This window comes from Xanthomarina maritima, assembly GCF_008084905.1.
In the GTDB taxonomy this organism is placed as follows: domain Bacteria; phylum Bacteroidota; class Bacteroidia; order Flavobacteriales; family Flavobacteriaceae; genus Xanthomarina; species Xanthomarina maritima.
Window position 1 is genome coordinate 160,422 of sequence record NZ_VSFC01000052.1, and the last position, 25,995, is coordinate 186,416.

A 25,995-nucleotide genomic window follows, 5' to 3' on the forward strand; every position below is an offset into this window, starting at 1 on the left:
TATTACAGATTATTAACAAGTTTTAAGCAATATGTTTTTTATAATAATTATATAGATCCTCAGATGAAGCACCAAACCATTTTTTTACATAAATAGCCCAAAAATGAAACTGTAGTTTCCAGATTCCGTGGGTTTGATAGCGTCTAGCTGAAGTAATTATCCATTCTTGAATAACAACAAATTGCTTTCTGGCATATAGTTTATTGATGAGGTCGTTGTCTTCATAAATGGTGAATTGTTCATCGAATTTGCCTATTTCGTTGAATAATACTTTAGTTATAAACTGACTTTGGTCTCCACCTCTACAAGCTCTCCAAGAAAATTGAGTTAGCCAACCAGCTAATTTTAACCACCAATGTGTGCTGTCAAATTTCATTTTAAAACAACCAGCAAGATGTTCATTTTCTACTTCATTGATAATTAATTGATCGAAGTTTTTTGGAGGAAAAGAATCTGCATGAAGAAAGTATAGGATGTTGCCTTTGGCAAATTCAGCACCTGAATTCATTTGTTTGGCTCTGCCTTTTGCAGATTCTATAAGACAGAATTTTTTATCTAATGAGTTGTTGTAATGTTTTTTAAAGAATGACTTTAGTATTTCCTGAGAACCATCTGTACTTCCTCCATCTACTACAATAATTTCTGAAATATTTTCTGGATTTGAATTTAGAGCAAGATGTTGGAGCAGGTTTTGAATATTTTCTGCTTCATTTAAAATAGGTATGATGATGGAAATTTTATTCATTTAAATCCCAATTGTAATCCAAGAAACTCCTATTAGCCTTAGGAGATATTTCAATTTTCGAATACTGATTTAAAAAATCGATTAGACTTCCATTTTGTGTGAAATCTTCTGAAAACCATTTAAAAATTTTTGAGAGTTTGATGTTATCTTCAGACACATTGTTTTTAGTATTATCTGATAGGAACTCTTCAGTAGCAATAGTTAATTGATGATCTAATTTTGAAGGAGTGTAAGCTTCATTTAATAATTTTGGACAAGATTTTGAAGCACAAACTATAGCAAAATGAATTCTGGGTTCATCCAATTTACGCAATATATTGTGTTCAATTTCATTTAGTGACATAAGTTGTTTTTCAATTGGTATAAATTTTTCCTCCCAAGGTTTTTTTATGTCTTTAATACTTTTAATAGGATACTTATCGATAATTAGTTTGATAGTAAAGGCATTATAAGCATTTATCCAATAGGCTAATTTTTCTTCTTTAGACCAAGAATTATTAGGTTGATTTTTTGAAAAATCGTTTAAACTGTTTAATAATAAGCGTTGATTTTTAATTATTGATTTATAATTAACATCGCCAGAATTATTTACATGTTTTTGAAGAAATTCATTCCAAGAATTAAATTGAAGTGCTTGTGCATTGGTTGATTGAAATACACCTAAACAAATAAAAAAAATGAATAAGGAATAGATTTTAAATGTCATCCTTTTTTTTGAATTTGATTGGATACATTTCCTGATGGATAAAATCTTTAGGAAATGTTTCGTCTCCAGAAAAGCCTAATTCAATATCACGACCATCATAAGGGATGTAATTGGTTTTAAATATATAGTCCCAGACACTTAAGGTTAAGCCATAATTTACACCATACCTTGCATGTTTTGGAAGATCTTTGACATGATGCCAAATATGCATTTTTGGATTGTTGAAGATGTATTTTAATTTACCATAATCCCAACCCAAATTAGCATGATTTAAATGACCGATTGTTATGTTGAAAAAGTGGACAATAGCGACATCTTGAGCATCAAATCCTCCAATAATTGCTAAAGGAATATATAAGATAGATTTGTATACTACAGGTTCCATCCAATGGTAACGTAAATGAGCAGCAAATCCCATTTCTTTTACAGAATGATGCACTTTATGGAAATTCCAAAGCAAAGGCACACAATGTAAGAGTCTGTGTGTGTTCCATTGTACAAAATCTGCAACTATAAAAAAGATAAATAGACCTAATACTTTTGGTAGATTATCAACATCAAATAGTTGAAAACTGGAAATAGACAATCCAAAAACTCCTAAAAAATCATTAAAAAATTCGGCAACGGTATTTGATAATGCAATTAGAACTATGAGATTTAGTAGAAAGAAATTAAAAAACATGTAAAAAGTATCTAGCCAAAAATCTTTTCTAAAAATAGATTGATTTTCTCTCCAAGGAAATGCAATTTCAAGAATCCAAACTAGTATTGAAATAATAATAAGCCCATAAAAATAATTGTCCCAATGGTTTACATAAATAATCTCGTTTTTAAGATAATTAAAATAGCCAGAATAGGAGTTTTTTATTATTTCAAGATATTTTTCCATGATAATAATTAATTAAAGTGTTTTAATTAATTCTTTAAACAAGATAATCATTTTTGGTTCTGCTTTACCAGCCATTTCTATTATTTCTTTAATATTTACAGGTTTTAAATTATCAGGATCACATTCATCTGTTAAGACAGACACTGCTGCTGCTTTTAAATTTAAATGATTGGCTACAATAATTTCAGGAACTGTACTCATTCCAACTGCATCTGCTCCAATAATTTTTAACATTCTGTATTCAGCTCTGGTTTCTAATTGAGGTCCTGCTACACTAGCATATACACCTTCGTGTAACTTAATGTTATTTGCTTTTGAAATTTGTTTAAAAACTTGGTTTAATTTTTTGTTGTAAGGTTCGCTCATGTCTGTAAAACGTTCGCCTAAAAATTCGACACCTTTAAATGCCAAAGGAGAGCTGCCTTGAAGATTGATATGATCGTCAATTAACATCAGTTCTCCTTTTTTGAAATTTTTGTTGATGGCTCCAGAAGCATTAGAAACTAAAAGTGTTTTTATGCCTAGTTTTTCCATAACACGAACTGGATATGTTACATCGCGAAGCGAGTAGCCTTCGTAAATATGAAAACGACCTTGCATAACTACTACTTTTTTACCCTCTAAATTTCCGTAGATGAGTTTTCCTTTATGAAATTCGACTGTAGCTGTTGGAAAGTTTGGAATGTGGTTATAGCTAACTTCTGCAAGGATGTCTATCTCGTCAATTAATTTTTCTAAACCAGTACCTAGAATGATGCCTATTTCTGGTTTAATAAATCCTTTTTCTTGTAAATATTCGGCAGTTTCTGTAATATATTTAATCATTTGTAATTAGCTCTTTAAGTAGTTTGTAATTGTTAAGATCTTCAAAAGTATCAATATCATTTAACTCTTCTAAAAGGTAAACGTCTAGAAGTTGTAAATCTTTTAAAGTATCTTCTAAAACTGTTGCTGTTCCCCAAGATTTATTATTAAATATATGTGGCTGAAGTTGTTTCATGCCTAATAAATAATATCCTCCATCTAGTGCAGGTCCAATAACGACATCATGAGACTCTAATTTAAGAAAAGTTTCTGAAATATGATCTGGTTTTAAATCTAATATATCGCTTCCAACAATGATTATTTTTTCATATTTATTATCAAAAGCATATTTAAAAGCATGTAACATTCTAGATCCTAAATCTTCTCCAATTTGTTGATGTTTCTGATAACTATTTGCGTTCCAAATATCATTTTCATTAACTTTTTCTGAATAAAAGATAGCTTTATCACAATCAAGTTCCCTAAGTGTTTGTTCAGTATGATTTAAAAGGTGTTTATAAATGTTTAAGGCAGATTGATTGCCTATTGTTTTAGCTAATCTGGTTTTTACTTTACCTATTTCTGGGTTTCGAATAAAAACAATTATTAAATTATTAGTCATATATTTTTTCTCCTTTAAGTAACCATTTGCTCCATTCTGGGGAAAATCCATGAATTTTTTCGGTTTTAGTTTCAGTGTCATCAAACACATCAAAACCTTTGTTTTTCCATTCAAAAATACCTCCATACAGGTTAAATACATTTGTGTATCCAGCTTTTGATAGTTTTTCGGCTATATCCTCTGAACGTATACCTAATGAACAGTATATAACAATTTGTTGTTGTTTGTTACCAACTAGTTGTTTGGTGTTTTCTAAGTCAAATTCGCTAAACCCAACAAAAATGGCATCTTTTATATGGCTGACCTGGTATTCTTTAGGTTCGCGAGCATCTAAAATAACGGCTTGATTTTTTGGCATTGCTAATTCTTCAACAGAAATATAAGGGACATTGTTGGTATTGTATTTATTTAATAATTGAGAAAGGGAATCTTGAGAAAAACTTATTTGAATACCTGATAAAAAGGCTAGTATGAATGTGATTTGTTTTTTCATATTTTAGAGATTAGCTTAGCTGAACCTATAGGTTTCCTGCCTACTCAGGAATTAGGTTTCCTTGACAGCTACTTCCTGCTCCAGCTGTACAGCCATAGCAATGTTGAGACGTTATGATGTTTCTATTTTGAAGTAATTCTTCATTGTATTCGCTAATATGTTTCACTTCGCTGTTTACTTTTAATTCTAGCATTTGGTTAAAATCACAATCGTATAGAAATCCATCCCAACTAACAGAAATGGTATTGGTACACATTAGGCTTTTAACAGCTTCAGGATTGTAAGCCTCTACTAAAGCATACATATAATCTTCATAATTATCGGTAGCAATTAAATAGTCTAGATATCTACTTATTGGTAGATTGGTTATTGCAAATAAGTTATTAAAATGGATGCCAAAATCATCCATTAAAGATTTTTTAAAATCTTTTTCCATAGCTGCCTGATTTCCTGGTAAAAAAGCTCCAGAAGGGTTATAAACCAAATCTAATTTTAAATTGCTATTTGGCACTCCAAATCCTATAGCATTTAATTCTTGTAACGCAGTAATAGAATTATCGAATACACCAGAACCTCTTTGTTTATCTGTTTTTCCTTTTGTCCAATGAGGCATGGATGAAATGATATGGATGTTGTGATTTTTAAAGAATTCGGGTAAGTCGTAATATTTTTTATTGGCTCTTAATATTGTTAGGTTAGAGCGTACAATAACATCCTTAATACCAACTTTGGTAGCTTCTTCTACAAACCATCTAAAGCTTGGGTTCATTTCTGGAGCTCCACCAGTTAAATCTAAGGTATGTGCATGCGTGGATTTAATAACCTCTAAACATTGAAGCATGGTTTCTTTGGTCATAATCTCTTTTCTGTCTGGACCTGCATCAACGTGGCAATGTTCGCATACCTGATTACACATATAACCCAAATTGATTTGAAGTATTTCCAGTTTATTGGGACGAAGTGGGAACTGATTTGATTCAGTTAATTTATTTTTAAAAGTAACAAGCTCACCATTTTTAAAAATACCATTAGATAGTATTTCTATCTGTCTAGAGCTATTTGCTAAGTCACTTTCTCGTTTATGTAAAGATTTTGTTTTCAATTTCTAGAATACAACTACAATTAACCGTCTAACTTATTTACTTTATTCATCATCTGAACACCATGAACTAAAGATGCTCCACCACGAATAGCAGCTGCTACATGTAAAGCTTCCATCATTTCTTCTTTAGTAATGCCTCTTTGTAAACCATCTCCAGTATAAGCATCAATACAATAAGGACATTGAATGGTATGTGCTACAGCTAAAGCTATTAGAGACTTTTCTCTTTCGGAAAGCGAACCTTCTTTAAAGACGGAATTATAATATTCAAAAAATTTAGAGCCTAACTCTTCGTTCCAATCAGATATTTTTCCAAATTTCTTAAGATCGGATGGATCATAATAGGTTTTTTGCATAGCGTTTATTTTTGAGGATGAAATTACAGATTAAAGTCGGAGTTGTATATTAAAGTTTACATAAAATCTAAAGAAAATATGGAAGTAGGACTAAAAGATATTATTATTGTAAGGAATATAACTGTAGTTAGACCAACAATAAAACCTTGAACCATGACCAAAAAAATATTTTTTGTATTTACAATTTTTACTTTCACACTCGTATCTCATATTCAATCGCAAGTACCGGAAAAAGCTGAAGATATTAGTCCCCTTTTAATAGGGGAAAAAATTCCTGAAGCCAAGCTTACAGATGCAGATGGGAATGAAGTTGAATTAAACCAAATTATCAAAGAGAAGCCAACAGTTCTTGTGTTTTATAGAGGAGGTTGGTGTTTTTATTGTAATAATCAATTATCTGGTTTGGCGGAAATAGAATCTGAAATTATTGCCTTAGGGTATCAGATAGTTGCTATTAGTCCTGATAATTACCAGAATATTAAGCCAACTATGGAAGCTGACAAAGTAGCTTACCAGGTTTTATCAGATTCAAAAGGGCAACTAATTAAAGATATGGGGATCGGATTTAAAACACCAGAAAAAGTGCATAAGTATATATTTGAAAACACAAATAAAGAGGCGACAGATGTTATTCCAGTACCAACAGTATTAGTTGTTGACACTTCAGGTGGTATTTTGTTTGAGTATATTAATCCAAATTATGACGTACGATTGAGTCCTAAATTATTGCTGGCAAACTTGGAGGTATTGAAGCTCGAGTTTTAAGAACAACCATTTGTTTTAAAGGTATTTATCAAACCTAGACGAAAGTCTGGGTTTTTTTATGCTTCATATTAGGCTGTTTAAGCTATAAGAGCTTAGAATCTATCATATAAATATTATGCTATAAACATGTATTAAAGTTGTAATAACTATGTTATAAGCACGCTATAACCCATATGAAAATATTTTGTATATTAGTTGAAGTTGAAATTAAAATTGAAATCGAAGTTGAAGTTAAGACTTAGTAGCAGTTGCAGTTGTGGTTTTGTAATAGCATAGGTTTTGGGATTGGAAGTGACGTATTTAATTATTCATTTAAAAAATCATATTATGGCAAAATTTAAAGGTCTGTTTCCTGTAGTTGGAACAATAGGAGGTGTTAATTTTTATTATTTAAACGGAGAACTAGTTGCCAGAAAGGCTGGTGGTGGATTTAATGGCAAGGCTATAAAATCTAAGAAATCGATGCAACGTGTTCGGGAGAATGGTCATGAATTTGGACAAAGCTCTCGAGTAAATAAGGCTTTTAGAATGGCTTTACGGCCTTTTTATAAAGGATATAGGTTTCCTTTTTTTCACAGTAGGTTGATGAGCTTGTTTACAAGATTGAAAGATTTAGATGCTGTTAATCCTAGAGGAAAGCGTGTTGTTGGAGAAGGTGTTACTGATGTTAATGGACTGGCTCTGTTGAAAACGTTCATTTACACACCTGATTGTGACCTAGCCCGTGTTTTACCATTTAATTATGATGTTGCTGCGATTAGCTATGCTTTGACTATTTCTGGATTTGATATTAAGCAGGTTGGGTTTATATCTGGTGCCACACATGTTGAATTGACATATGGGGTTTTGGATTTTGATTTTACTGGGTTAAATTCTGAGTTGTATTTGGCAACACCAGTGATGCTTTCTAAAGGGTTTACAGGGCATTCGGTTGTGCTTAGTCCTTTTGTGACACCAACTATTACTGGAACCCGATTAAGTGTCATGGGTGTGCGTTTTTATCAGGAAGTTGATGGGGTTATGTATGTGCTAAATGCTAAAGAAGGGGTTGGGATTTCTGTTTTGTATGTTGAGAGTTGACATAAGTTCCAAATTCGAAGCATTAAATTTTGTAAGAGGCGCTTTTGAAAGTTAAAGATTAAAAATGAATCATGAAGCATGGATAATTGAGTTGGGTAAAATAAGTATTAAAACAGTAGGAGGTTTTAAATACACTTAAAGTATTGTACTTAGGAGTATGGATGTATTTTACATTGTAAAATAATATATATTTGTGCACCCAATTTATATATCATGAAATTTATTCGTTTTGCTTCACTTTTTATACTTTTTTGTTTTGTTAGTTCCTGCGAAAAAGATGATGCACCTTTTAATTCCGGTGACAGTTTATACAGTGGAATTGATACTTCAGCTTCGCCTTCACAGTTAACGGGAATATGGTCTATTTACAATATTAGTTATGAAGGTAATATTTTGAACGTGCCAGTAGTATATTATGAATGTGGTAGGGATTTTTTGGTGTTTTCAGAAAATGGACGCTATACGGAATATTTATTTCAAAATAGTGGTTGTACTTATGATATTAATGATTTGAATTGGGAATTAGATGGTGGAATTATCACATTATCCAATCAATTTAATCAATCTGAAGAGTGGGTGATTACCAAGTTAGATGATAATCAGCTTATTTTTAAATATAGATTTGATATTGACGAAGATGGCTTATTGGATATTGTAACTTTATACCTGCAACATTACACTCCTATAGAAATAGATATGGTTACAAGTACATTTTGGGAAAACCCAGACGAGGCTTATGATGAACTAATAAGTTTTACTTGGCAAGCCTATGAAGGATTTAATGCGTTTGATAAGTATGAGATTTACCGAAGTCTTGGTGACAATTGCAGTTTGTCCAGTGCTGAACTTATAGCCACTATACCTGATGTAAACGTTACAGAGTTTACAGATTTGAATCCACCTGGAGAACCTTTTTTATGCTATTACCTTAAAGTTTATACAGACCAAGGTCTATTAGGGGAGAGCTATGCCCAAACTATTTGGACAGAGACGTTGTATCCAAGTCCAGTAGCTTTAAGTCAGCCAACAGTTGTAGGGAATACGATTCAGTTTGATTGGCAAGCTAGTACAGATCCTTATTTTTCCCATTATGAGTTGGCATTCTCTAATTATTCAGGAGGGACTGGGTCTGGGAAACAAGAGTATACAGTGGCTACCATAAATGATATTCATGCAACTAGTTTTGTAGATGAAATGCCACCCTATTTAGAGAACCCTTACTACGTTTTATATGTTCATAATATTTTTGGAGGGAGAACAAGTTTCGTTAGTTCTCAAGTTACAAGTTATTGGGAGGTTGACTATAAAAGAGAAGACATTATTGATTTCCAAAAAATAGAATCTTATGCTATAGATATTGATAATCCTGTTGTCTTTTTTTACGGAAGAGAGAGTGGTTCTGGAAACACCATGAATATTCATCGATTTAATTATCAAACCAAGCAAACAGAAGCCATATCGAATCTTGCACCTCAATACGGAACAAATGTTACCATAAAGTGTTTGGATACTGGTTATGGCAAGGAAATAATTGTTGAACAAGCATCGGATTTGTTTGTTTATGATGCCATTACTTTAGATTACAAATATACTATAGATACTGGTATTTCAGGATTGGATGATTTTACATACTCTAATTTGGGCTACTGGATTTTAGTTGATAGTGATGAGGTATTTACATTTACCCGAGACCATGCTAATTTTGATTTAGTGGATTCTAAGCCACATTTTCCTAATCATCAAAGTAGTTTTAATTATCAGGTATTTGCACTTAATGGTGATAAGGTATTGGTTGGGCATCAAAATGAAAGTACAAGTTATGTATATGCTTTAAGTTCTGGAGGTGTTCTTGTTCAAGAACAGATAGTGCCAATTTCTATTAAATCTGGTTGGGATTATAAAACCCAGTACAATGCAGGAGGTAATTATCTTATAAATTTATTGGAAAATAGGTTGTACTCAACAACAACTTTTTCAATTTTAGAGTCTTTTGGAGCGCCTTATTTTCCATCTGGAACCAGTTTAAATGGCAATCTAATATTAGGGTCCAACAATGACCCTAGTTGGCAAATTACATCTACTAGCATCCATGCCAAAGAGGCTGTTATTTATAATAGAAATACAGGTCAAGTAAATACGGTTTCTACAATAGGCTATCCGCAAGTTATTTTTGAAACTGCTTTTGGTGACATAATGTCGATTTCGAGTGGGTTGAAAAAGAACGATATCCATGATAATATTAATAATAAAGCCGATTTATTTTTAGAGATTATTGAGGTGCCATAATTTCATATTTAAAGAGAGGGGTTGTATAGGTCACGAAAAATATATAAAGGGTAGATTTAGACTATTTTGTTTGAAGTAAGGCTTGTTAGTTATTAAGTAATGGTTTTTTTTTTCAATACGTTTTTGGGCATAGCCATTTGCATCACTCATTTTTGAGGCACCCGTTATTCCATCCAATTCCTCCATTTTCAGGTTTCCATAAAAAGAGGTGCTAAAGCTGACTATGTTTTCTAGGCAGTTATGATGCTTCTGTACAAATTCTTCCACTTCAGGAGGAGGATTCCAGGTGTGCCAAGAATAGAGGAGGACTATGGCGTGATACTCTTTGGGTTCTATTTGAGATAAGGCACTTAAGGGGACGCTTTCAATCTTTAGGGGTTTGGAACGGTAATGTGCTATCAAGACATGGACTATGGAATCTTTGAAATGGCTTCCTTCACTGGCTATCAAAAGTTGGTACTTGTTGTTGGGATTGGGTTTTTTGTGGCTGTAATTGCAGGGGTTGTAAGCCTACAGCATATAAAGCAACAGGGCCAACAAACCGAAGACCGAAATTAGGACCCCTTTTTTTACAACAGACATAAGCAAGGTTTTTCATACCCAAACGGTTGTTTTTACAAATACATAAAAACTTTATTGAGATGGTGCCATAAAGGTAGGCGAAGACTTTATCGATTAAAATGATGCATGTCATCTATGGGATGTTTGTTTTGGAAGAAAAAGGTTTCTGGATTTGAATGTTAAGTCCAGTTTGCCATTCATTTTGTTTGGTATTTGGGCCAATTGAATTTTTTGGTAAGGGAAGACCTTACTTTTAGTAAGGTTCAGCCTTAACTAAGTTTGGGTCTGTCTATTCAAAAAATGCATCACTTTAAAACTTTGGTAATTTTTTCCATAAGAAAGACAGAAATTAAGCTTTAAATTTTAACTTTAGTCATTCAATAAATTCATTCAATTTAATGGCATTATTTCAAACTTCTGTTTTAAAACAGCATCTTAAGTTACAAGACACAGCTACGGTTGATAAAGCCTATAAAAAATACACCAAATATTTTCACAACCCTACCATTCAAGAAAACATTAAAAATTCTAAAGAAGAGCAATATCAAGCGAAGTTTTTAGACGAACTTTTTGTTAATTTTCTGGACTATACGCTAAACCCAAAACCAAACTTCAATATTACCACAGAGCATAAAAACCAACAAGGAGCAGGGAAGGCAGATGGCGCTATTTTAAAAGGAGAAACTGCTATTGGTGTTATTGAGTTGAAAGGGACCAATACCAAAGATTTAGACAACAAGAAAAAAGCCCAAACTTTACAAAGCCAAATCACCCAAACCGAAAAGGAGATAGACCAGATGGTGTATGAATTGTATGGGTTGACCGAGGAGGAAATTAAAATTGTTGAGTGCAGTTAAAGCCTTGTTTATACTTTAAACTTCTGTTAAACTAAAACAAAAAGTTGTTAAAAATTCGTAACTTCGTAATTGCATGAAACAGATATTCCATAAAATAATGTCTTTAGCCATGGCTTTTGTCGTGTTATGCTCTACAATGTCATTTACTATGAATATGCATTATTGTGGCGATACTTTAGTAGAAACGGCTATTTTCCATAAAGCCAAAGGTTGCGGTATGGACATGGAAAAACCTTCTACTGAAGGATGTTCTATTACCAAGAAAAATTGTTGCGATGATAAACAATTAGCAATTGAAGGTCAAGACGAACTACAACTGCAAGTTGACAAAATTACGTTTGGGCAACAGGTATTCATTGCATCATTTGTATATGCTTATAGTAATCTTTTTGAAGGATTAGACAACAACGTATCTTTATACGAAGCATACGAACCACCCCTCGTTATAAGGCGTATCTACAAGATTGACGAGACCTATTTAATTTGATTTTAAACTTTAGACTGTATTACCCTATGACTGCAATGTTGTAAGGATAATTCGCTGTATTCAGTGTTGTCAAAACACCAATGTCTAACTGTTTAATAATCAAAGCCAATGCTAAACAAAAGCATCAAATTTTTAATAGAGAATAAACTCGTTGCCGTACTACTACTCGTCCTTTTTGTAGGATGGGGAACAGTCAATGCACCTTTTAATTGGGGCACAGGATTTTTGCCAAGCAATCCTGTGGCTGTAGATGCCATTCCAGATATTGGAGAAAACCAACAAATTGTATTTACCAAATGGGATGGTCGTTCACCACAAGATATAGAAGACCAAATTACCTATCCGCTAACAACTACACTACTCGGTATTCCAGGCGTAAAAACCATTCGTAGTTCGTCTATGTTCGGCTTTTCGAGTATCTATATCATTTTTGAAGAAGATATAGAGTTCTATTGGAGCAGAAGTCGCATATTAGAAAAACTAAACTCATTACCAAGTGGTTTATTACCTGAAGGTGTCAATCCTGCTTTGGGTCCAGATGCCACAGGATTAGGTCAAATTTTTTGGTACACACTTGAAGGACGTGATGAAAACGGAAACGTAACTGGTGGTTGGGATTTACAAGAGTTACGCAGTATTCAAGATTACTATGTAAAATATGCACTATCCTCTGCAAGTGGCGTCTCAGAAGTTGCATCCATTGGTGGTTATGTTCAAGAGTACCAAGTGGATGTAAATCCAGAATTGATGCGTCAATATAATATTGGATTGAACCAAGTGGTAAAAGCAGTTAAGGAAAGCAACAAAGACATTGGAGCACAAACATTAGAGATTAATCAAGCAGAATATTTAGTGCGAGGATTGGGTTATGTAAAATCTATAGAAGACATCGAAAATGCCGTAGTTACTTCCGAAGATTATACAGCCATACGAATCAAAGACATTGGAAAAGTTTCCTTAGGGCCAGCAATCAGACGTGGTATTTTAGATAAAGAAGGTGCAGAAGTTGTAGGTGCTGCTGTTGTGGCACGTTATGGTGCCAACCCCATGGAAGTTATTAATAATGTGAAAGCCAAAATAAGCGAATTAAGCGCAGGATTACCTTCCAAAGTATTAGCAGATGGTAGAACCTCACAAGTCACTATAGTACCATTTTATGATAGAACCGTATTAATTCAAGAAACATTAGACACCCTTAACGAGGCATTGACTTTAGAAATTCTAATTACCATTTTGGTTATTATCATTATGGTATTTAATCTTCGAGCGTCCATATTAATTTCTGGCTTATTGCCTGTTGCGGTTTTAATGGTTTTTATCGCGATGAAGTTCTTTGGAGTCGATGCCAACATTGTTGCTTTATCAGGTATTGCCATTGCGATTGGTACTATGGTGGATGTGGGTGTGATACTTTCAGAAAACATTATAAGGCACTTGGATGAAAGTGAAAAGCGAACAGTTAAAAGTGAAAAGTTAAAAGTGAATAGTGAAAAGTTAGAAGTGAATGGTGAGGTTCTTCACCCTTTTCAGAATGACAAACGTTCAATAAACCAAATTGTTTATAATGCTACGGCCGAGGTTTCTGGAGCCATAGTAACTGCAGTAATGACCACGATTATCAGTTTTATTCCTGTTTTTACAATGATTGGAGCAGAAGGAAAATTGTTCAGACCATTAGCTTTTACAAAAACCTTTGCTCTAACAGCATCTATTATTGTCGCTTTATTTTTAATCCCACCATTTGCAGCCTTTTTATTCAGAAAGAAACCCATTAAAACCACTTTTAAAACTATTTTAAATGGTGTTTTAATAGCATTGGGAATCGTTGCCATAGTCTATGGATACTGGTTAGGATTGATTTTGATAGCGTTTGGAATTACAGCACTTCTCAATCTTCAAAATAAGATAACAGACAAACAAGCTAATCTTATCAATATCATTATTTCAGCATCAGCAATCATATTTCTGTTAGCCAAATATTGGCGACCATTAGGTGTTGATAAAAGCATTTTTTGGAATCTCATTTTTGTAAGTGTTATATGCTTTGGTTTATTAGGTGTTTTCTCATTATTTATTAAATACTACACGCGTATTTTAAGATGGTGTTTAGATAACAAATTAGTGTTTCTATCTGTACCAACAGCCATCGTCATTGCAGGGTTTTTCATTATGAAGAACACAGGTAAAGAGTTTATGCCATCTTTAAATGAAGGCTCATTTCTGTTAATGCCAACCTCCATGCCTCATTCTGGTGTGGAAGAAAATAAACGCGTTTTACAGCAATTGGATATGGCAGTAGCCAGCATTCCAGAGATTGAAACCGTTGTAGGTAAAGCAGGTAGAACAGAATCAGCTTTGGATCCAGCACCATTATCCATGTATGAGAACATCATTCAGTATAAACCAGAGTACATGCTGAATGAACAAGGCGAACGTCAACGCTACAAAATCAATGAGGATGGTTTGTTTGAATTGAAAGATGGACGATTGGCTTTTGATGGAAGTGACAGACTAAAGGAATCGTCAGGTCGAGTGTCACGAGGAACGAGTGATGTATCGAGACCTAATGCTTCTCGATACAATTCTGATGAAAAATCAGAATCACTCGAAGTGACAACTAATGTTGAGCAATCTCAATTAGTTGAAGACAAGGATGGCGAATACTATCGCAATTGGAGACCAGAAATTGAATCACCAGACGATATTTGGAATGAGATTGTAAGAGTCACCAAATTACCAGGCGTTACGTCAGCACCAAAACTACAACCTATTGAAACCCGATTGGTCATGCTTCAAACAGGCATGCGAGCCCCTATGGGAATTAAGGTGAAAGGCCAAGACTTAAAGCAAATTGAAGCGTTTGGCGTCCAATTAGAAAACATTATCAAGGAAGCCGAAGGCGTTAAAAAGGAAGCCGTTTTTGCCGACCGTATTGTTGGTAAACCGTATTTGTTAATTGATATTGATAGAGAGAAAATAGCACGTTATGGTGTAAGTATTGAAGAGGTACAAAACGTATTAAAAGTAGCTGTTGGAGGTATGGTATTAACACAAACGGTTGAAGGCAGAGAACGCTATGGTGTTCGTGTGCGATACCCAAGAGAATTACGAGCAAATCCAACAGACTTACAACAGATTTATGTGCCAGTTTCAACAGGTCGTCCTGTGCCTTTAAGCGAATTGGCAACCATTCGCTACGAACAAGGGCCACAAGTCATTAAAAGTGAAGACACCTTTTTAGTAGGTTATGTCTTGTTCGATAAACAAGCTGGTTTTGCAGAAGTAAGCGTTGTTGAACATGCACAAGCCTTAATTCAAGAAAAGATAGAATCTGGTGAATTGATTGTTCCAAAAGGAATCAACTATGCATTCACAGGAACTTACGAAAATCAATTACGAGCAGAAAAAACGCTATCCGTTGTTGTGCCATTAGCTTTGACAATCATCTTTTTAATTCTGTATTTCCAATTCCGTTCAGTAAGCACATCACTCATGGTGTTTACAGGAATTGCAGTGGCCTTTGCTGGTGGTTTTATAATGATATGGCTCTATGGACAAGATTGGTTTTTAAACTTCAATGTCTTTGGTGAAAATCTGCGTGATTTATTCCAAATGCATCCCATTAATTTGAGTGTTGCTGTTTGGGTTGGGTTTATTGCCCTTTTCGGAATTGCAACCGATGATGGTGTAGTAATGGCAACCTATTTAACGCAAACTTTTGATAGAAATACACCAGAAAATAAAAAGGAAATTAGAGCGTCCATAGTAGAAGCAGGAGAAAAACGTATCAGACCTTGTTTGATGACCACAGCAACCACTATTCTAGCCTTGCTGCCAATATTAACCTCTACAGGGCGAGGTAGTGATATTATGATTCCTATGGCCATCCCAAGTTTTGGAGGCATGCTTATAGCCTTAATCACCTTATTTGTAGTTCCCGTATTATATAGCTGGAAAGCTGAGTTTAAAGTGAAAAGCTAAAAGTGAACAGTGAAAAGTGAACAGTGAAAAGTGAACAGTAAAAAGTGAAAAACTAAAAGTGAAAAGTTATGAGTAAAAGTATCTTAAAAGACAAGAGCTATGATTTTGCAATATTAATTGTAAAACTATCTCAATCATTAGTAAATGAAAAAAAGGAATATGTTTTAAGCAAACAACTATTAAGAAGCGGAACGGCCGTTGGAGCAATAATTCGCGAAGCTGAATTTGCTCAAAGCAAAGCTGACTTTATAAATAAAATGAGTATTTCACTAAAGGAAGCTAATGAAACTTTGTACTGGCTAGACTTGTTAAAAGATACTGATTATGTAACCGAAGAAGCGCATTTATTTCATTATAACTTAAATAAAGAATTGATTGCAATGTTGGTTAGTTCAATTAAAACAACAAAATCCAGATTGTAAAATGATAAATTTAAAACACATAAATCAAAAGCGAAAGCGTGTCGTAATTTTTAGTTTTTCGCTTTTCACTTTTCACTTCAAAAGCGTCTTAATTACTGCTATTTTACTTTGTTCTATCAATTCAATAAATAGTCAATCGCTAGATGTATTGGTAACTGAAGCTTTAGAAAGCAATCCAGAAATTCAAAAATTTGAGTTGCAATACAAAAGAGTTTCAGAAAAGGTAAACGAAGTCAATACCATTCCAAATACCGAATTTGGTGTAGGTTACTTTGTAAGCGAACCAGAAACACGAACAGGAGCGCAACGCTTTAAAGTATCGGCTAAACAAATGTTACCGTGGTTTGGCACCATTACTTCACGAGAAAATTATATCAGTTCGTTAGCTGATGCCAAATATGAAGACATTGTTATTGCCAAACGAAAATTGATGGCTTCCGTATCACAATCCTATTATAATTTATACGCCAACAAAGCCAAACAAGAAGTGCTAACAGAAAACATTAAACTGTTGGAGACCTATGAAACATTAGCATTAACCTCTGTTGAGGTTGGTAAAGCATCTGCTGTAGATGTGTTGCGATTTCAAATGCGTCAAAATGAAATGCAACAACTAAAAGATGTTTTAAGTCAACAGTTTTTAGCAGAACAAACGAATCTGAATAACCTTTTGAACAGAGAAAATAATGTTACTGTTACTGTGGTAGAGAGCTTAATGATGCCTTCAGAAGACTTTGAAATCACTACTAAAAATTTAGCATTACATCCTGAATTGTTGAAGTATGACAAACTATATCAATCCATAGAGCAATCCGAATTACTAAACCAAAAAGAAAACAGTCCCATGATTGGTTTTGGATTAGACTATATTAATGTAGAACCAAGACCAGATATGAATTTCTCGGATAACGGGAAAGATATTGTAATGCCTATGGTTTCGGTTTCCATTCCAATTTTTAATAAAAAATATAAATCTCAAACCAAGCAAAATGAGTTAGAACAGCAAGAAATAACAGCTCAAAAACAAGAACGATTAAATACTTTGGAAACGCTTTTAAGCAAAGCCATCAACGAACGTATTTCGGCAAGAATAAGTTATGAGACTCAAACCAAGAACTTAAAACAAGCCAAAGATGCTGAAGATATTTTAATCAAAAGCTACGAAACAGGAACGATCAATTTTAATGATGTTTTGGATATTCAAGAACTACAATTAAAGTTTCAAATGAACCAAATAGAGTCTATTAAGGGCTACTATGTGCAAAGCACTATAATTAATTATTTAATACAATAGTAATGATATGAGCAGATGTATTATTTTAAATCTAATCAAGATTTTTAAAAGCGAATTATATCTGTCCATTAAGAAAAAATAAACAACAGATGAAACACACCTATCACATACACGGAATGACTTGCAACGGTTGTCGTACTCACGTAGAAGAAACACTTTCAAAAGTGGAAGGTGTTTCAAAAGCAACAGTCAATTTAGAAAAGGCCGAAGCCACCATCGAAATGGCATTGCATATTCCTATAGAGACCTTTCAAGAAGCCTTAAAAAATGATGGTGGGAGATACAGTATCCATAATCAAGGCGAAAAGCCCCACCCAGCCTCCCCAAAGGGGAGGAGCCAAAAAAAAGAGGAAACACATGCGCACAAGAGTAAAAACAGCCCCCTTCGGTGGTTGGGGGCTTTTTATTGTCCTATGCATTGCGAAGGCGATAAAACTTATGAAAAACCAGGCGATTGTCCTGTTTGCGGCATGGATTTGGTCGAAGAACAAAATCTATCATCGGCTACAACAGAACAATGGACGTGTCCAATGCACCCAGAAGTTATAAAGGATGAGGCAGGTTCGTGTACTATTTGCGGTATGGATTTAGTACCAATGAAACCTGACCTTTCAGCTGAAGAAAAGACCTATAAAAAATTATTGAAGAAGTTTTGGATAGCAACTGCATTCACATTACCAATATTCTTAATTGCCATGAGCGAAATGCTCAACAACAACCCATTATACGATATCATGGAACAGAAATATTGGAATTGGATTCAGTTTGCATTATCTATTCCAGTTGTATTTTATGCCACGTGGATGTTCTTTGAACGTGCTTATAGAAGTATAAAAACGTGGAACCTCAATATGTTTACCCTCATTGGGATTGGCGCAGGTGTGGCTTGGTTATTTAGTGTTGTAGGTATGTTGTTTCCAGATGTGTTTCCGGCACAGTTTAAAACAGACCATGGAGCTGTGCATGTCTATTTTGAGGCAGCAACTGTTATTCTAACCTTGGTGCTTTTAGGGCAGTTGTTAGAAGCTCGTGCCCATAGTAAAACCAATTCGGCTGTCAAAGAATTATTAAAGTTAGCACCCAATAAAGCTATAAAAGTAGTTGATGGCGAAGATGTTGAAGTAACCATTGATGCTATTGAATTAAATGATATCCTAAAAGTAAAACCAGGTGATAAAATTCCTGTGGATGGTGTGATAACCGAAGGCGAAACAACCATTGACGAATCTATGATTACAGGAGAACCCATTCCTGTAAACAAATCTCAAGATGATAAAGTAAGTAGCGGAACCATTAATGGGAATCAATCCTTTTTAATGAAAGCTGAAAAAGTAGGAAGTGACACCTTACTCTCACAAATCATCCATATGGTTAATGATGCCAGTAGAAGTCGCGCACCTATTCAAAATTTAGCAGATAAGGTGTCAGGTTATTTTGTGCCTGTAGTCGTTCTTATTTCTATCATCACTTTTATTGTATGGTCTATTTGGGGACCAGAACCCGTGTATGTATATGCCTTGGTCAATGCCATTGCTGTTCTAATCATTGCGTGTCCTTGTGCCTTGGGATTGGCAACACCTATGTCTGTAATGGTTGGTGTGGGAAAAGGTGCTCAAAATGGTGTACTGATTAAAAATGCCGAAGCTCTCGAAAAAATGGATAAGGTAAATACACTTATAGTTGACAAAACAGGAACCATAACCGAAGGGAAACCAACAGTAGAAACAGTAGGAGCTTTTGGTGATAGCTTTAACGAAAAACAAGTATTGAGTTATATAGTATCCTTAAACAATAATAGCGAACATCCATTAGCGGAAGCAACAGTTAAATATGGAAAAGAACATAATGCTGAAATAATAAAATCTGAAAACTTTAGTGCTGTCACAGGAAAAGGTGTTGAAGCTATCATAAATGATAAAAAAGTAGCATTAGGAAATCCTAAAATGATGGACTATGCCAAAGCAGATATTACTTCTAAAATGAAAGACGAAGCTAAAACGTATCAAAAGCAAGGTAAAACAGTTTCTTATTTATCAATAGATGAAAGCGTTGTTGGCTATGTAGTTATAGGCGATAAAATAAAAGAAACAAGTGCTAAAGCTATTAAAACACTACAAGATAAAGGCATTGATGTTATAATGCTCACGGGCGACAATCACGATACGGCACAAGCAGTAGCATCAGAACTAAATCTGGCAGATTTTAAAGCCAGTATGTTACCAGAAGACAAGCTTAAAGAAGTAGAAAAATTACAAGAAAAAGGAAAGGTGGTTGCCATGGCAGGTGATGGCATTAACGATGCACCAGCATTGGCAAAAAGCGATGTAGGTATTGCCATGGGAACAGGCACAGATGTGGCTATAGAAAGTGCCATGATAACCTTGGTAAAAGGTGATTTACACGGCATTGTAAAGGCCAGAAATTTAAGTCATTCTGTGATGAAAAACATTAAACAAAATCTATTTTTTGCGCTTATTTATAACACCTTAGGTGTGCCAATAGCCGCAGGCGTGTTGTTTCCTTTTTTCGGCATATTACTCTCGCCAATGATAGCAGCTTTAGCCATGAGTTTTAGCTCTGTTTCTGTAATAGGAAATGCACTACGATTAAGAACAGCAAAAGTATAATTATATGCAGAAAACAATTTTTAAAATATCAAAAATGGATTGTCCTTCTGAAGAAAATCTAATCAAGATGAAACTATCTGATATAGATGGTATTAAAAAACTTGATTTTGATTTAGAAGAAAGAACTTTAATTATCTATCATAATTGTAATGTGGATTTAATTAGTAAATCCATTAAAGAATTAAAATTAAATGAAAGTTTAATCGGTTCAGAAGAAACAGATACAATAATTACTGAATCTACAAAGAATCAATCCAAACTGTTGTGGACAGTTCTAATAATAAACTTTGCGTTTTTTATTGTTGAAATGAGTACAGGTCTTATTTCAAAATCGATGGGATTAGTGGCTGATAGTTTAGATATGTTGGCAGATTCATTTGTTTACGGATTAAGTTTAATAGCTGTTGGTGGTACTGTTTTAAAAAAGAAACGTATTGCAAAATATGCAGGTTATTTTCAGATAACACTCGCAATTATAGGAATTGTTGAGGTAATACGTAGATTTTTAGGCTATGAAGCGCTACCTGTATTTTCAACAATGATTATCGTTTCAATATTTGCTTTGATTGCAAACGGCATTTGCTTGTACCTCTTACAAAAATTTAAAAGTCAAGAAGCACATATGCGTGCCAGTATGATTTTTACATCTAACGATATTATAATAAATCTTGGCGTAATTACAGCAGGTGTTTTAGTCAATTGGCTGCATTCTGGTATTCCAGATTTAATAATAGGCATCATAGTATTTGGATTGGTGATACAAGGTGCATTCAGGATATTAAAATTAAGTAAGTAAAAAGTTTAACAATAAAATCAAAAAATATGGAAAATTCAAAAGAACACTTAAACAACCGAAATTACAAAACCTTCTTTATCATGTTGGCTTGCTCATTTGTAGCAATGTACATCACCATGTATTTAAATACCTATTCCATAGACCACGTATGGTTTAGTTTAACACGCTTTTATATGACCTGTTTAGGGATTTCAACCATGGCAGTCATCATGTGGTTTTATATGCGAAAAATGTATAATGATAAAAAGAAGAATATCGCCATACTTGCAGGTAGTTTTATTCTGTTTGTTGGTGCATTAGGGTTGGTTAGAACACAAGCGCCAATTATTGGTGATGTCCTTTGGATGAAAGCCATGATACCACATCATTCTATCGCTATTTTAACAAGTGAAAGAGCAGATATTAAAGACCTAGAAGTTAAAAAATTAGCAGAAGACATTATTAAAGCACAACGTAAAGAAATAGAAGAAATGAAAGCCATGATAAAACGATTAGAAAATGAAAAATAATAAAATACTGATATACATTGGGTTGCTAGTAGCAGGTGTTCTATTAGGATGGTTGCTTTTTGGTGGCTCATCAAGCGAACAGACAGAACATAATCACGATGTGGTTGCAGAGACCAATCAAATGTGGACCTGTTCTATGCATCCACAAATTATGCAACCAGAACCTGGTGATTGCCCTATTTGCGGTATGGATTTAATTCCTGCCGAAAGTGGAAGTGATGGCCTATTAGCAGACCAATTCAAGTTAACCGAAAATGCGATGGCTTTAGCCAATATACAAACAACTATAGTCGGCAAAGGAAATGTTGATGGCAACACCCTTAAATTATCTGGTAAAATTGCTGAAAATGAAGAAGCCAATGCAGTACAGGTCAGTTATTTTTCAGGAAGAATAGAACGTTTGAATGTGAGCTTTACAGGCGAAGAAGTTCGTAAAGGTCAATTATTGGCCACCATTTATTCGCCAGAATTGTATGCAGCACAACAAGAATTGATTACAGCTTCATCATTAAAGGAATCGCAACCTGCATTATATAAAGCAGTTCGTAATAAATTGAAGTTGTGGAAGCTCTCTGAAAATCAAATCAATCAAATAGAAGAAACTGGAAAAGTAAAAGAAAACTTTCCAGTGTATGCAACGGTTTCAGGAACAGTTACTGAAAAATTAGTAGAACAAGGCGATTACATCAAACAAGGTCAACCATTGCTTAAAATTGCAAATCTCAATACGGTTTGGGCAAACTTTGATGTCTATGAAAATCAAATCGATGTATTTAAAAAGGGACAAGACGTTTTAGTGGCTACAAACGCTTATGCTAATAAGGAGTTTAAGGGGAAAGTAGATTTTATTGAACCCATTCTAAATACTAACACAAGAACAGTAACCTTACGTGTGGTACTTACTAATAAAAACGATGTATTTAAACCAGGCATGTTTGTAACCGCCAATATTGAACGAGTTTCAAGAAGTCATGATGAGGTATTAACAATTCCAGCCTCTGCTGTACTTTGGACAGGAGAACGTTCTGTTGTGTATGTAAAAGTTAATCCTAATCAACCAGTTTTTGAAATGCGTGAAGTTACATTAGGCAATCAAATTGGTAATGACTATGAAGTTTTAGAAGGCTTATTTGTTGGCAATGAAATAGTAACCAACGGAACGTTTACTGTTGATGCAGCAGCACAATTACAAGGTAAAAAATCTATGATGAATAAAGATGGTGGCAAAGTAATGACTGGTCACGAAGGACATTTAGGAATAGACAATAATGCATCAAAAAAAGAAAGTGATCATACTAATATGAACGAAAGATTGACAGTATCAGGGAAATTTCAAGAACAATTAAAAGTTGTTTACAATGATTATATCAATTTAAAAGATGCTTTAGTTAAAGAAGATTCAAAAAACACTTCAGTTAATGCAACAAGTTTATTAAACAATTTAAGTAAAGTGAATATGAAATTATTATCAGACAACAATGCTCACACCCATTGGATGTCATTAGTAGGCGACATACAATCTTCTGCAATCTCTATTTCTAAAACGTCAGATATAAAAGAACAAAGAGATCATTTCAAACATCTATCATCACACTTAATAAATGCTGTACAATTGTTTGGTGTTAATGAAAAAGTGTATGTGGAATTTTGTCCCATGGCAGATAACAACAAGGGTGCGTATTGGTTAAGTAAAGAAGAAAAAGTAATCAATCCATATTTTGGTAGCGCCATGCTAACCTGTGGAGAAGTAAAACAAGTTATAGAATAATTAAACAGAAATAATAACAATTAAATTTTTAAACAATGAATTTTTCAAAGAAAAATCACGAACACAAAAACGAAAATGTAATGAACGTGAGTAAAAAAGTAATTTTAAGTGTAGCTGTAATAGCAGCATTAGGTTTAACCAGTTGTAAAAACGAAACTAAAAAAGAAACTGAATCATCAACTACTGAAATGTCCAAAGAAATAGCAATGACAGACTTGTCTTTTGGTGTAAGGGGAAATTGCGGCATGTGCAAAAAAACAATAGAAAAAGCAGCAAATGGTGTTGAAGGTGTAGCAAGTGCCAATTGGGATGTCGATAAAAAGAAAATTGATATCTCATTTGATGATACCAAAACAGATGCCATGGCCATTCATAAGGCAATAGCAGCTTCAGGTTACGACACCGAAAAAGTAGCAGGAAGTGAAGAGGCCTATAAAGATTTACCAGGTTGTTGTCAATATGACCACGACATGATGATGAACCAATCTGATGACAAGAAAAGTGATGACCATTCAGATCACGATATTTAGAAGTCTAGTAGTCCCTTATATGACCCTCTTAAAAACCAAAAAACCCGAACATTTGTTCGGGTTTTTAGTGGTGGTGCCTCCAGGAATCGAACCAGGGACACAAGGATTTTCAGTCCTTTGCTCTACCAACTGAGCTAAGGCACCAGTCGCATAATTGCGGATGCAAATATATATTCATTTTTATTATTCGCCAAAAGAAAATAAATAAAAAATGGTTTTGTAAATTTACAACCTAAATTAAAGGTATGAATTTAGTTATTGACGTAGGTAATACATTTGTTAAATTGGCTGTATTTCAAGACGATGAGATGTTTTACCAAACATCTGTAGAAGAACAGGGCTTTAAAAATGAGTTTGAAATTATTTTAGAAACGTACCCAAACATTGATACATGTATCATTTCATCGGTAGGAAATTTAAATGGAACAGCTTTAAAACTGATAAAACATAGTTTGAAAGTAATTGTTTTAAGTTCTGAAATCAAACTTCCTTTTATTAATAATTACACCACACCAAAAACCTTAGGAGTAGATAGATTGGCATTGATTAGTGCAGCCTCAAAACTGTATCCAATTAAAAATGTTCTGGTTATTGATGCTGGAACTTGTATTACTTACGATTTTATAACTAAAGAAAATATTTACTTGGGAGGTTCTATTTCTCCTGGAATTAGAATGCGTTATCAATCTTTAAATAATTTAACAGCTAATTTGCCGTTAATAGAAACACAAATGCCTGAAAACATTATTGGAAATTCAACCGAAAGTGCTATTCATTCGGGAGTCGTATTTGGAGTTTTAAACGAAATTGAAGGCGTAATTGGGAGTTATAAAGAAAAAAATTCAGATTTAACAGTTATTTTAACAGGTGGAGACGCTAATTTTTTGTCTAAACAATTAAAAAGTAGCATATTTGCCAACTCAAATTTCCTTTTGCAAGGATTGAACCATATTTTACAATATAATACAGCCGAATGATAAAAAAACTTCTAATAGTTTTTATTGCAATATTTGCAATTCAAAGTTACGCTCAAGAAGGCACAGCTTCTCCATATTCTTTTTACGGAATTGGTAGTTTGAAATTTAAAGGAACAGTAGAGAATAGGAGTATGGGTGGCATTAGTGTTTACTCAGATAGTATTCATGTCAATTTAAATAACCCAGCGTCTTATGCATCCAAAAATATTGAAGCCTATAATAATGAAAGTAGACCAGTAAAATTTGCTATAGGTGGTGGTCATACAAATGCAGAACTAAAAAGCGATAATGGTTCAGATGAGGTAAATTCAACAACCTTAGACTATTTAGCCATGTCTTTTCCAATTGGAAAATTTGGATTAGGATTGGGTTTGATTCCTTATACATCTGTTGGTTACAAACTAGAAACACTTAACATGGACAATGATCTCTCTAGCCAGTTTAGAGGTAAAGGAGGTGTCAATAAAGCATTTACCTCTTTAGGTTATATGGTTAACGATAAGCTAAGTTTAGGTGTTGATTTTGGTTTTAATTTTGGAAATATCGAAAATAAAACTATTGAGTATGTCTATACAAATGAAGGAACTTTAGCTCAATATCAGACTAGAGAAGATAATAGATCTGATTTAGCAGGAATTACTGTTAATTTAGGTGCTATATATAAGACCGTTTTAACTAACGGGTTTGAATTAACTACAACTCTAACTTATAGACCTAAATCTAATCTTACTTCTAAAAACTCAAGAACCTTTAATACAATTACTATAAACGCAGCAAATGGAGATGAGTATGTTGTTAACTCTATAAAAGCAGATTTAGATGCTGAAGGATTAAAAGAAACAGATTTAGCACTTCCAGCAAAATTATCATTAGGAGCAGGAATTGGACAGCCAAACAGATGGTTTGTTGGAGCAGAATATAGCCTGTTAAATTCTAGTGAATTTAAAAATGATTTATATGAATCAAGCGATTCTGCTGGAAACGTGACATATAAGAATGCTTCAACCATAGCTGTAGGAGGTTTCTTTATTCCAGATTACAATTCTTTTTCAAGTTATTTAAAAAGAGTAGTTTATAGAGCCGGAATTCGATTTGAAGGAACTGGTTTAAATATTAATGATGAAGATATAAACGAGTTTGGCATATCTTTTGGTCTAGGATTACCAATGGGGAATACTAATACTTTTTCTAATGTGAATTTTGGATTTGAATTTGGTAAAAAAGGAACCACCAATCAAAATCTAATTCAAGAGAATTTTATAAATTTCCAACTAAGTTTATCATTTAATGATAGATGGTTCCAAAAAAGAAAATTTAATTAAACAATAAACAAAATAT

General features: G+C 33.7%; 23 protein-coding genes and 1 tRNA gene. 15 read left to right on the forward strand and 9 right to left on the reverse strand.

Annotation, left to right across the window (positions count from 1 at the left end):
* Window positions 1-22: 22 nt before the first annotated feature.
* The 8 genes from FVF61_RS10640 to FVF61_RS10675 are packed head-to-tail and all read right to left on the reverse strand — an operon-like array spanning window position 23 to window position 5,717.
* Entirely contained in the window at window positions 23-745 is a 723-nt protein-coding gene (locus FVF61_RS10640; RefSeq protein ID WP_148456198.1) for a TIGR04283 family arsenosugar biosynthesis glycosyltransferase, read from the reverse strand.
* On the reverse strand, window positions 738-1,451 hold the full coding sequence (locus FVF61_RS10645; RefSeq protein ID WP_148456201.1) for a DUF547 domain-containing protein: 714 nt from the start codon (window positions 1,449-1,451) through the stop codon (window positions 738-740). The genes FVF61_RS10640 and FVF61_RS10645 overlap by 8 nt, the downstream gene beginning before the upstream one ends.
* A complete protein-coding gene (locus FVF61_RS10650; RefSeq protein WP_148456204.1) occupies window positions 1,441-2,340 on the reverse strand; it encodes a sterol desaturase family protein in 900 nt (299 codons plus the stop codon). Before FVF61_RS10650 ends, FVF61_RS10645 begins: the two co-directional genes overlap by 11 nt.
* A 12-nt stretch (window positions 2,341-2,352) precedes the next feature.
* On the reverse strand, window positions 2,353-3,165 hold the full coding sequence (locus FVF61_RS10655) for a purine-nucleoside phosphorylase (RefSeq protein WP_148456207.1): 813 nt from the start codon (window positions 3,163-3,165) through the stop codon (window positions 2,353-2,355).
* Window positions 3,158-3,817: a TIGR04282 family arsenosugar biosynthesis glycosyltransferase gene (locus tag FVF61_RS10660; protein ID WP_317131667.1), complete on the reverse strand. Its 660-nt coding sequence runs from the start codon at window positions 3,815-3,817 to the stop codon at window positions 3,158-3,160. Before FVF61_RS10660 ends, FVF61_RS10655 begins: the two co-directional genes overlap by 8 nt.
* On the reverse strand, window positions 3,759-4,259 hold the full coding sequence (locus FVF61_RS10665; RefSeq protein WP_148456213.1) for a rhodanese-like domain-containing protein: 501 nt from the start codon (window positions 4,257-4,259) through the stop codon (window positions 3,759-3,761). Before FVF61_RS10665 ends, FVF61_RS10660 begins: the two co-directional genes overlap by 59 nt.
* A gap of 40 nt (window positions 4,260-4,299) precedes the next feature.
* On the reverse strand, window positions 4,300-5,361 hold the full coding sequence (gene arsS / locus FVF61_RS10670) for an arsenosugar biosynthesis radical SAM (seleno)protein ArsS (RefSeq protein ID WP_148456215.1): 1,062 nt from the start codon (window positions 5,359-5,361) through the stop codon (window positions 4,300-4,302).
* Window positions 5,362-5,381: 20 nt separating this feature from the next.
* Window positions 5,382-5,717: an arsenosugar biosynthesis-associated peroxidase-like protein gene (locus tag FVF61_RS10675; RefSeq protein WP_148456218.1), complete on the reverse strand. Its 336-nt coding sequence runs from the start codon at window positions 5,715-5,717 to the stop codon at window positions 5,382-5,384.
* Between the two features lie 153 nt (window positions 5,718-5,870).
* On the opposite strand from FVF61_RS10675, the gene FVF61_RS10680 reads away from it, so the two are divergent.
* The 13 genes from FVF61_RS10680 (at window position 5,871) to FVF61_RS10740 (ending at window position 23,680) form a co-directional block, all read left to right on the forward strand.
* Window positions 5,871-6,482, forward strand: coding sequence for a peroxiredoxin-like family protein (locus FVF61_RS10680; RefSeq protein WP_148456221.1), 612 nt, complete (start codon window positions 5,871-5,873; stop codon window positions 6,480-6,482).
* Window positions 6,483-6,809: 327 nt separating this feature from the next.
* Complete coding sequence (locus FVF61_RS10685) at window positions 6,810-7,562, forward strand: hypothetical protein (RefSeq protein WP_148456224.1); 753 nt, start codon at window positions 6,810-6,812, stop codon at window positions 7,560-7,562.
* A gap of 213 nt (window positions 7,563-7,775) precedes the next feature.
* Window positions 7,776-9,848, forward strand: coding sequence for a lipocalin-like domain-containing protein (locus tag FVF61_RS10690; protein WP_148456226.1), 2,073 nt, complete (start codon window positions 7,776-7,778; stop codon window positions 9,846-9,848).
* A gap of 959 nt (window positions 9,849-10,807) precedes the next feature.
* Entirely contained in the window at window positions 10,808-11,266 is a 459-nt protein-coding gene (locus tag FVF61_RS10695) for a hypothetical protein (RefSeq protein WP_148456229.1), read from the forward strand.
* Between the two features lie 73 nt (window positions 11,267-11,339).
* Window positions 11,340-11,753 (forward strand): HYC_CC_PP family protein, encoded by a 414-nt coding sequence (locus FVF61_RS10700; RefSeq protein ID WP_233586800.1) that lies wholly within the window; start codon window positions 11,340-11,342, stop codon window positions 11,751-11,753.
* A gap of 108 nt (window positions 11,754-11,861) precedes the next feature.
* Window positions 11,862-15,734 carry an efflux RND transporter permease subunit gene (locus tag FVF61_RS10705; RefSeq protein ID WP_148456232.1) on the forward strand — a complete coding sequence of 1,291 codons (3,873 nt, stop codon included), beginning with the start codon at window positions 11,862-11,864 and terminating at the stop codon, window positions 15,732-15,734.
* 68 nt (window positions 15,735-15,802) lie between these two features.
* Window positions 15,803-16,156, forward strand: a complete 354-nt coding sequence (locus FVF61_RS10710; protein ID WP_148456235.1) for a four helix bundle protein — start codon at window positions 15,803-15,805, stop codon at window positions 16,154-16,156.
* Between the two features lies 1 nt (window position 16,157).
* The gene (locus tag FVF61_RS10715; protein ID WP_233586801.1) at window positions 16,158-17,450 is read left to right on the forward strand and encodes a TolC family protein; all 1,293 of its coding nucleotides are present in this window, start codon (window positions 16,158-16,160) and stop codon (window positions 17,448-17,450) included.
* Between the two features lie 89 nt (window positions 17,451-17,539).
* Window positions 17,540-20,077, forward strand: coding sequence for a heavy metal translocating P-type ATPase (locus FVF61_RS10720; RefSeq protein WP_148456237.1), 2,538 nt, complete (start codon window positions 17,540-17,542; stop codon window positions 20,075-20,077).
* A gap of 4 nt (window positions 20,078-20,081) precedes the next feature.
* Window positions 20,082-20,873 (forward strand): cation transporter, encoded by a 792-nt coding sequence (locus FVF61_RS10725; protein ID WP_148456240.1) that lies wholly within the window; start codon window positions 20,082-20,084, stop codon window positions 20,871-20,873.
* Window positions 20,874-20,899: 26 nt separating this feature from the next.
* Window positions 20,900-21,382, forward strand: coding sequence for a DUF305 domain-containing protein (locus FVF61_RS10730; RefSeq protein WP_148456243.1), 483 nt, complete (start codon window positions 20,900-20,902; stop codon window positions 21,380-21,382).
* Complete coding sequence (locus FVF61_RS10735; protein ID WP_148456246.1) at window positions 21,372-23,150, forward strand: efflux RND transporter periplasmic adaptor subunit; 1,779 nt, start codon at window positions 21,372-21,374, stop codon at window positions 23,148-23,150. Before FVF61_RS10730 ends, FVF61_RS10735 begins: the two co-directional genes overlap by 11 nt.
* 35 nt (window positions 23,151-23,185) lie before the next feature.
* On the forward strand, window positions 23,186-23,680 hold the full coding sequence (locus tag FVF61_RS10740; protein WP_148456249.1) for a heavy-metal-associated domain-containing protein: 495 nt from the start codon (window positions 23,186-23,188) through the stop codon (window positions 23,678-23,680).
* Window positions 23,681-23,748: 68 nt separating this feature from the next.
* Here the strand turns inward: FVF61_RS10740 and FVF61_RS10745 are convergent.
* Window positions 23,749-23,824 (reverse strand) — tRNA-Phe (locus FVF61_RS10745).
* 101 nt (window positions 23,825-23,925) lie between these two features.
* On the opposite strand from FVF61_RS10745, the gene FVF61_RS10750 reads away from it, so the two are divergent.
* The gene (locus FVF61_RS10750) at window positions 23,926-24,657 is read left to right on the forward strand and encodes a type III pantothenate kinase (protein ID WP_148456252.1); all 732 of its coding nucleotides are present in this window, start codon (window positions 23,926-23,928) and stop codon (window positions 24,655-24,657) included.
* Window positions 24,654-25,979, forward strand: coding sequence for an outer membrane protein transport protein (locus FVF61_RS10755; protein WP_148456255.1), 1,326 nt, complete (start codon window positions 24,654-24,656; stop codon window positions 25,977-25,979). The genes FVF61_RS10750 and FVF61_RS10755 overlap by 4 nt, the downstream gene beginning before the upstream one ends.
* Window positions 25,980-25,995: the final 16 nt, after the last annotated feature.

Bases quoted from the DNA above. Each gene is read 5' to 3' on its own strand.
- FVF61_RS10640 (WP_148456198.1), bottom strand. From the start codon at position 745: ATGAATAAAATTTCCATCATCATACCTATTTTAAATGAAGCAGAAAAT.
- FVF61_RS10645 (WP_148456201.1), bottom strand. From the start codon at position 1,451: ATGACATTTAAAATCTATTCCTTATTCATTTTTTTTATTTGTTTAGGT.
- FVF61_RS10650 (WP_148456204.1), bottom strand. From the start codon at position 2,340: ATGGAAAAATATCTTGAAATAATAAAAAACTCCTATTCTGGCTATTTT.
- FVF61_RS10655 (WP_148456207.1), bottom strand. From the start codon at position 3,165: ATGATTAAATATATTACAGAAACTGCCGAATATTTACAAGAAAAAGGA.
- FVF61_RS10660 (WP_317131667.1), bottom strand. From the start codon at position 3,817: ATGGATTTTCCCCAGAATGGAGCAAATGGTTACTTAAAGGAGAAAAAA.
- FVF61_RS10665 (WP_148456213.1), bottom strand. From the start codon at position 4,259: ATGAAAAAACAAATCACATTCATACTAGCCTTTTTATCAGGTATTCAA.
- FVF61_RS10675 (WP_148456218.1), bottom strand. From the start codon at position 5,717: ATGCAAAAAACCTATTATGATCCATCCGATCTTAAGAAATTTGGAAAA.
- FVF61_RS10680 (WP_148456221.1), top strand. From the start codon at position 5,871: ATGACCAAAAAAATATTTTTTGTATTTACAATTTTTACTTTCACACTC.
- FVF61_RS10685 (WP_148456224.1), top strand. From the start codon at position 6,810: ATGGCAAAATTTAAAGGTCTGTTTCCTGTAGTTGGAACAATAGGAGGT.
- FVF61_RS10690 (WP_148456226.1), top strand. From the start codon at position 7,776: ATGAAATTTATTCGTTTTGCTTCACTTTTTATACTTTTTTGTTTTGTT.
- FVF61_RS10695 (WP_148456229.1), top strand. From the start codon at position 10,808: ATGGCATTATTTCAAACTTCTGTTTTAAAACAGCATCTTAAGTTACAA.
- FVF61_RS10700 (WP_233586800.1), top strand. From the start codon at position 11,340: ATGAAACAGATATTCCATAAAATAATGTCTTTAGCCATGGCTTTTGTC.
- FVF61_RS10705 (WP_148456232.1), top strand. From the start codon at position 11,862: ATGCTAAACAAAAGCATCAAATTTTTAATAGAGAATAAACTCGTTGCC.
- FVF61_RS10710 (WP_148456235.1), top strand. From the start codon at position 15,803: ATGAGTAAAAGTATCTTAAAAGACAAGAGCTATGATTTTGCAATATTA.
- FVF61_RS10715 (WP_233586801.1), top strand. From the start codon at position 16,158: ATGATAAATTTAAAACACATAAATCAAAAGCGAAAGCGTGTCGTAATT.
- FVF61_RS10720 (WP_148456237.1), top strand. From the start codon at position 17,540: ATGAAACACACCTATCACATACACGGAATGACTTGCAACGGTTGTCGT.
- FVF61_RS10725 (WP_148456240.1), top strand. From the start codon at position 20,082: ATGCAGAAAACAATTTTTAAAATATCAAAAATGGATTGTCCTTCTGAA.
- FVF61_RS10730 (WP_148456243.1), top strand. From the start codon at position 20,900: ATGGAAAATTCAAAAGAACACTTAAACAACCGAAATTACAAAACCTTC.
- FVF61_RS10735 (WP_148456246.1), top strand. From the start codon at position 21,372: ATGAAAAATAATAAAATACTGATATACATTGGGTTGCTAGTAGCAGGT.
- FVF61_RS10740 (WP_148456249.1), top strand. From the start codon at position 23,186: ATGAATTTTTCAAAGAAAAATCACGAACACAAAAACGAAAATGTAATG.
- FVF61_RS10750 (WP_148456252.1), top strand. From the start codon at position 23,926: ATGAATTTAGTTATTGACGTAGGTAATACATTTGTTAAATTGGCTGTA.
- FVF61_RS10755 (WP_148456255.1), top strand. From the start codon at position 24,654: ATGATAAAAAAACTTCTAATAGTTTTTATTGCAATATTTGCAATTCAA.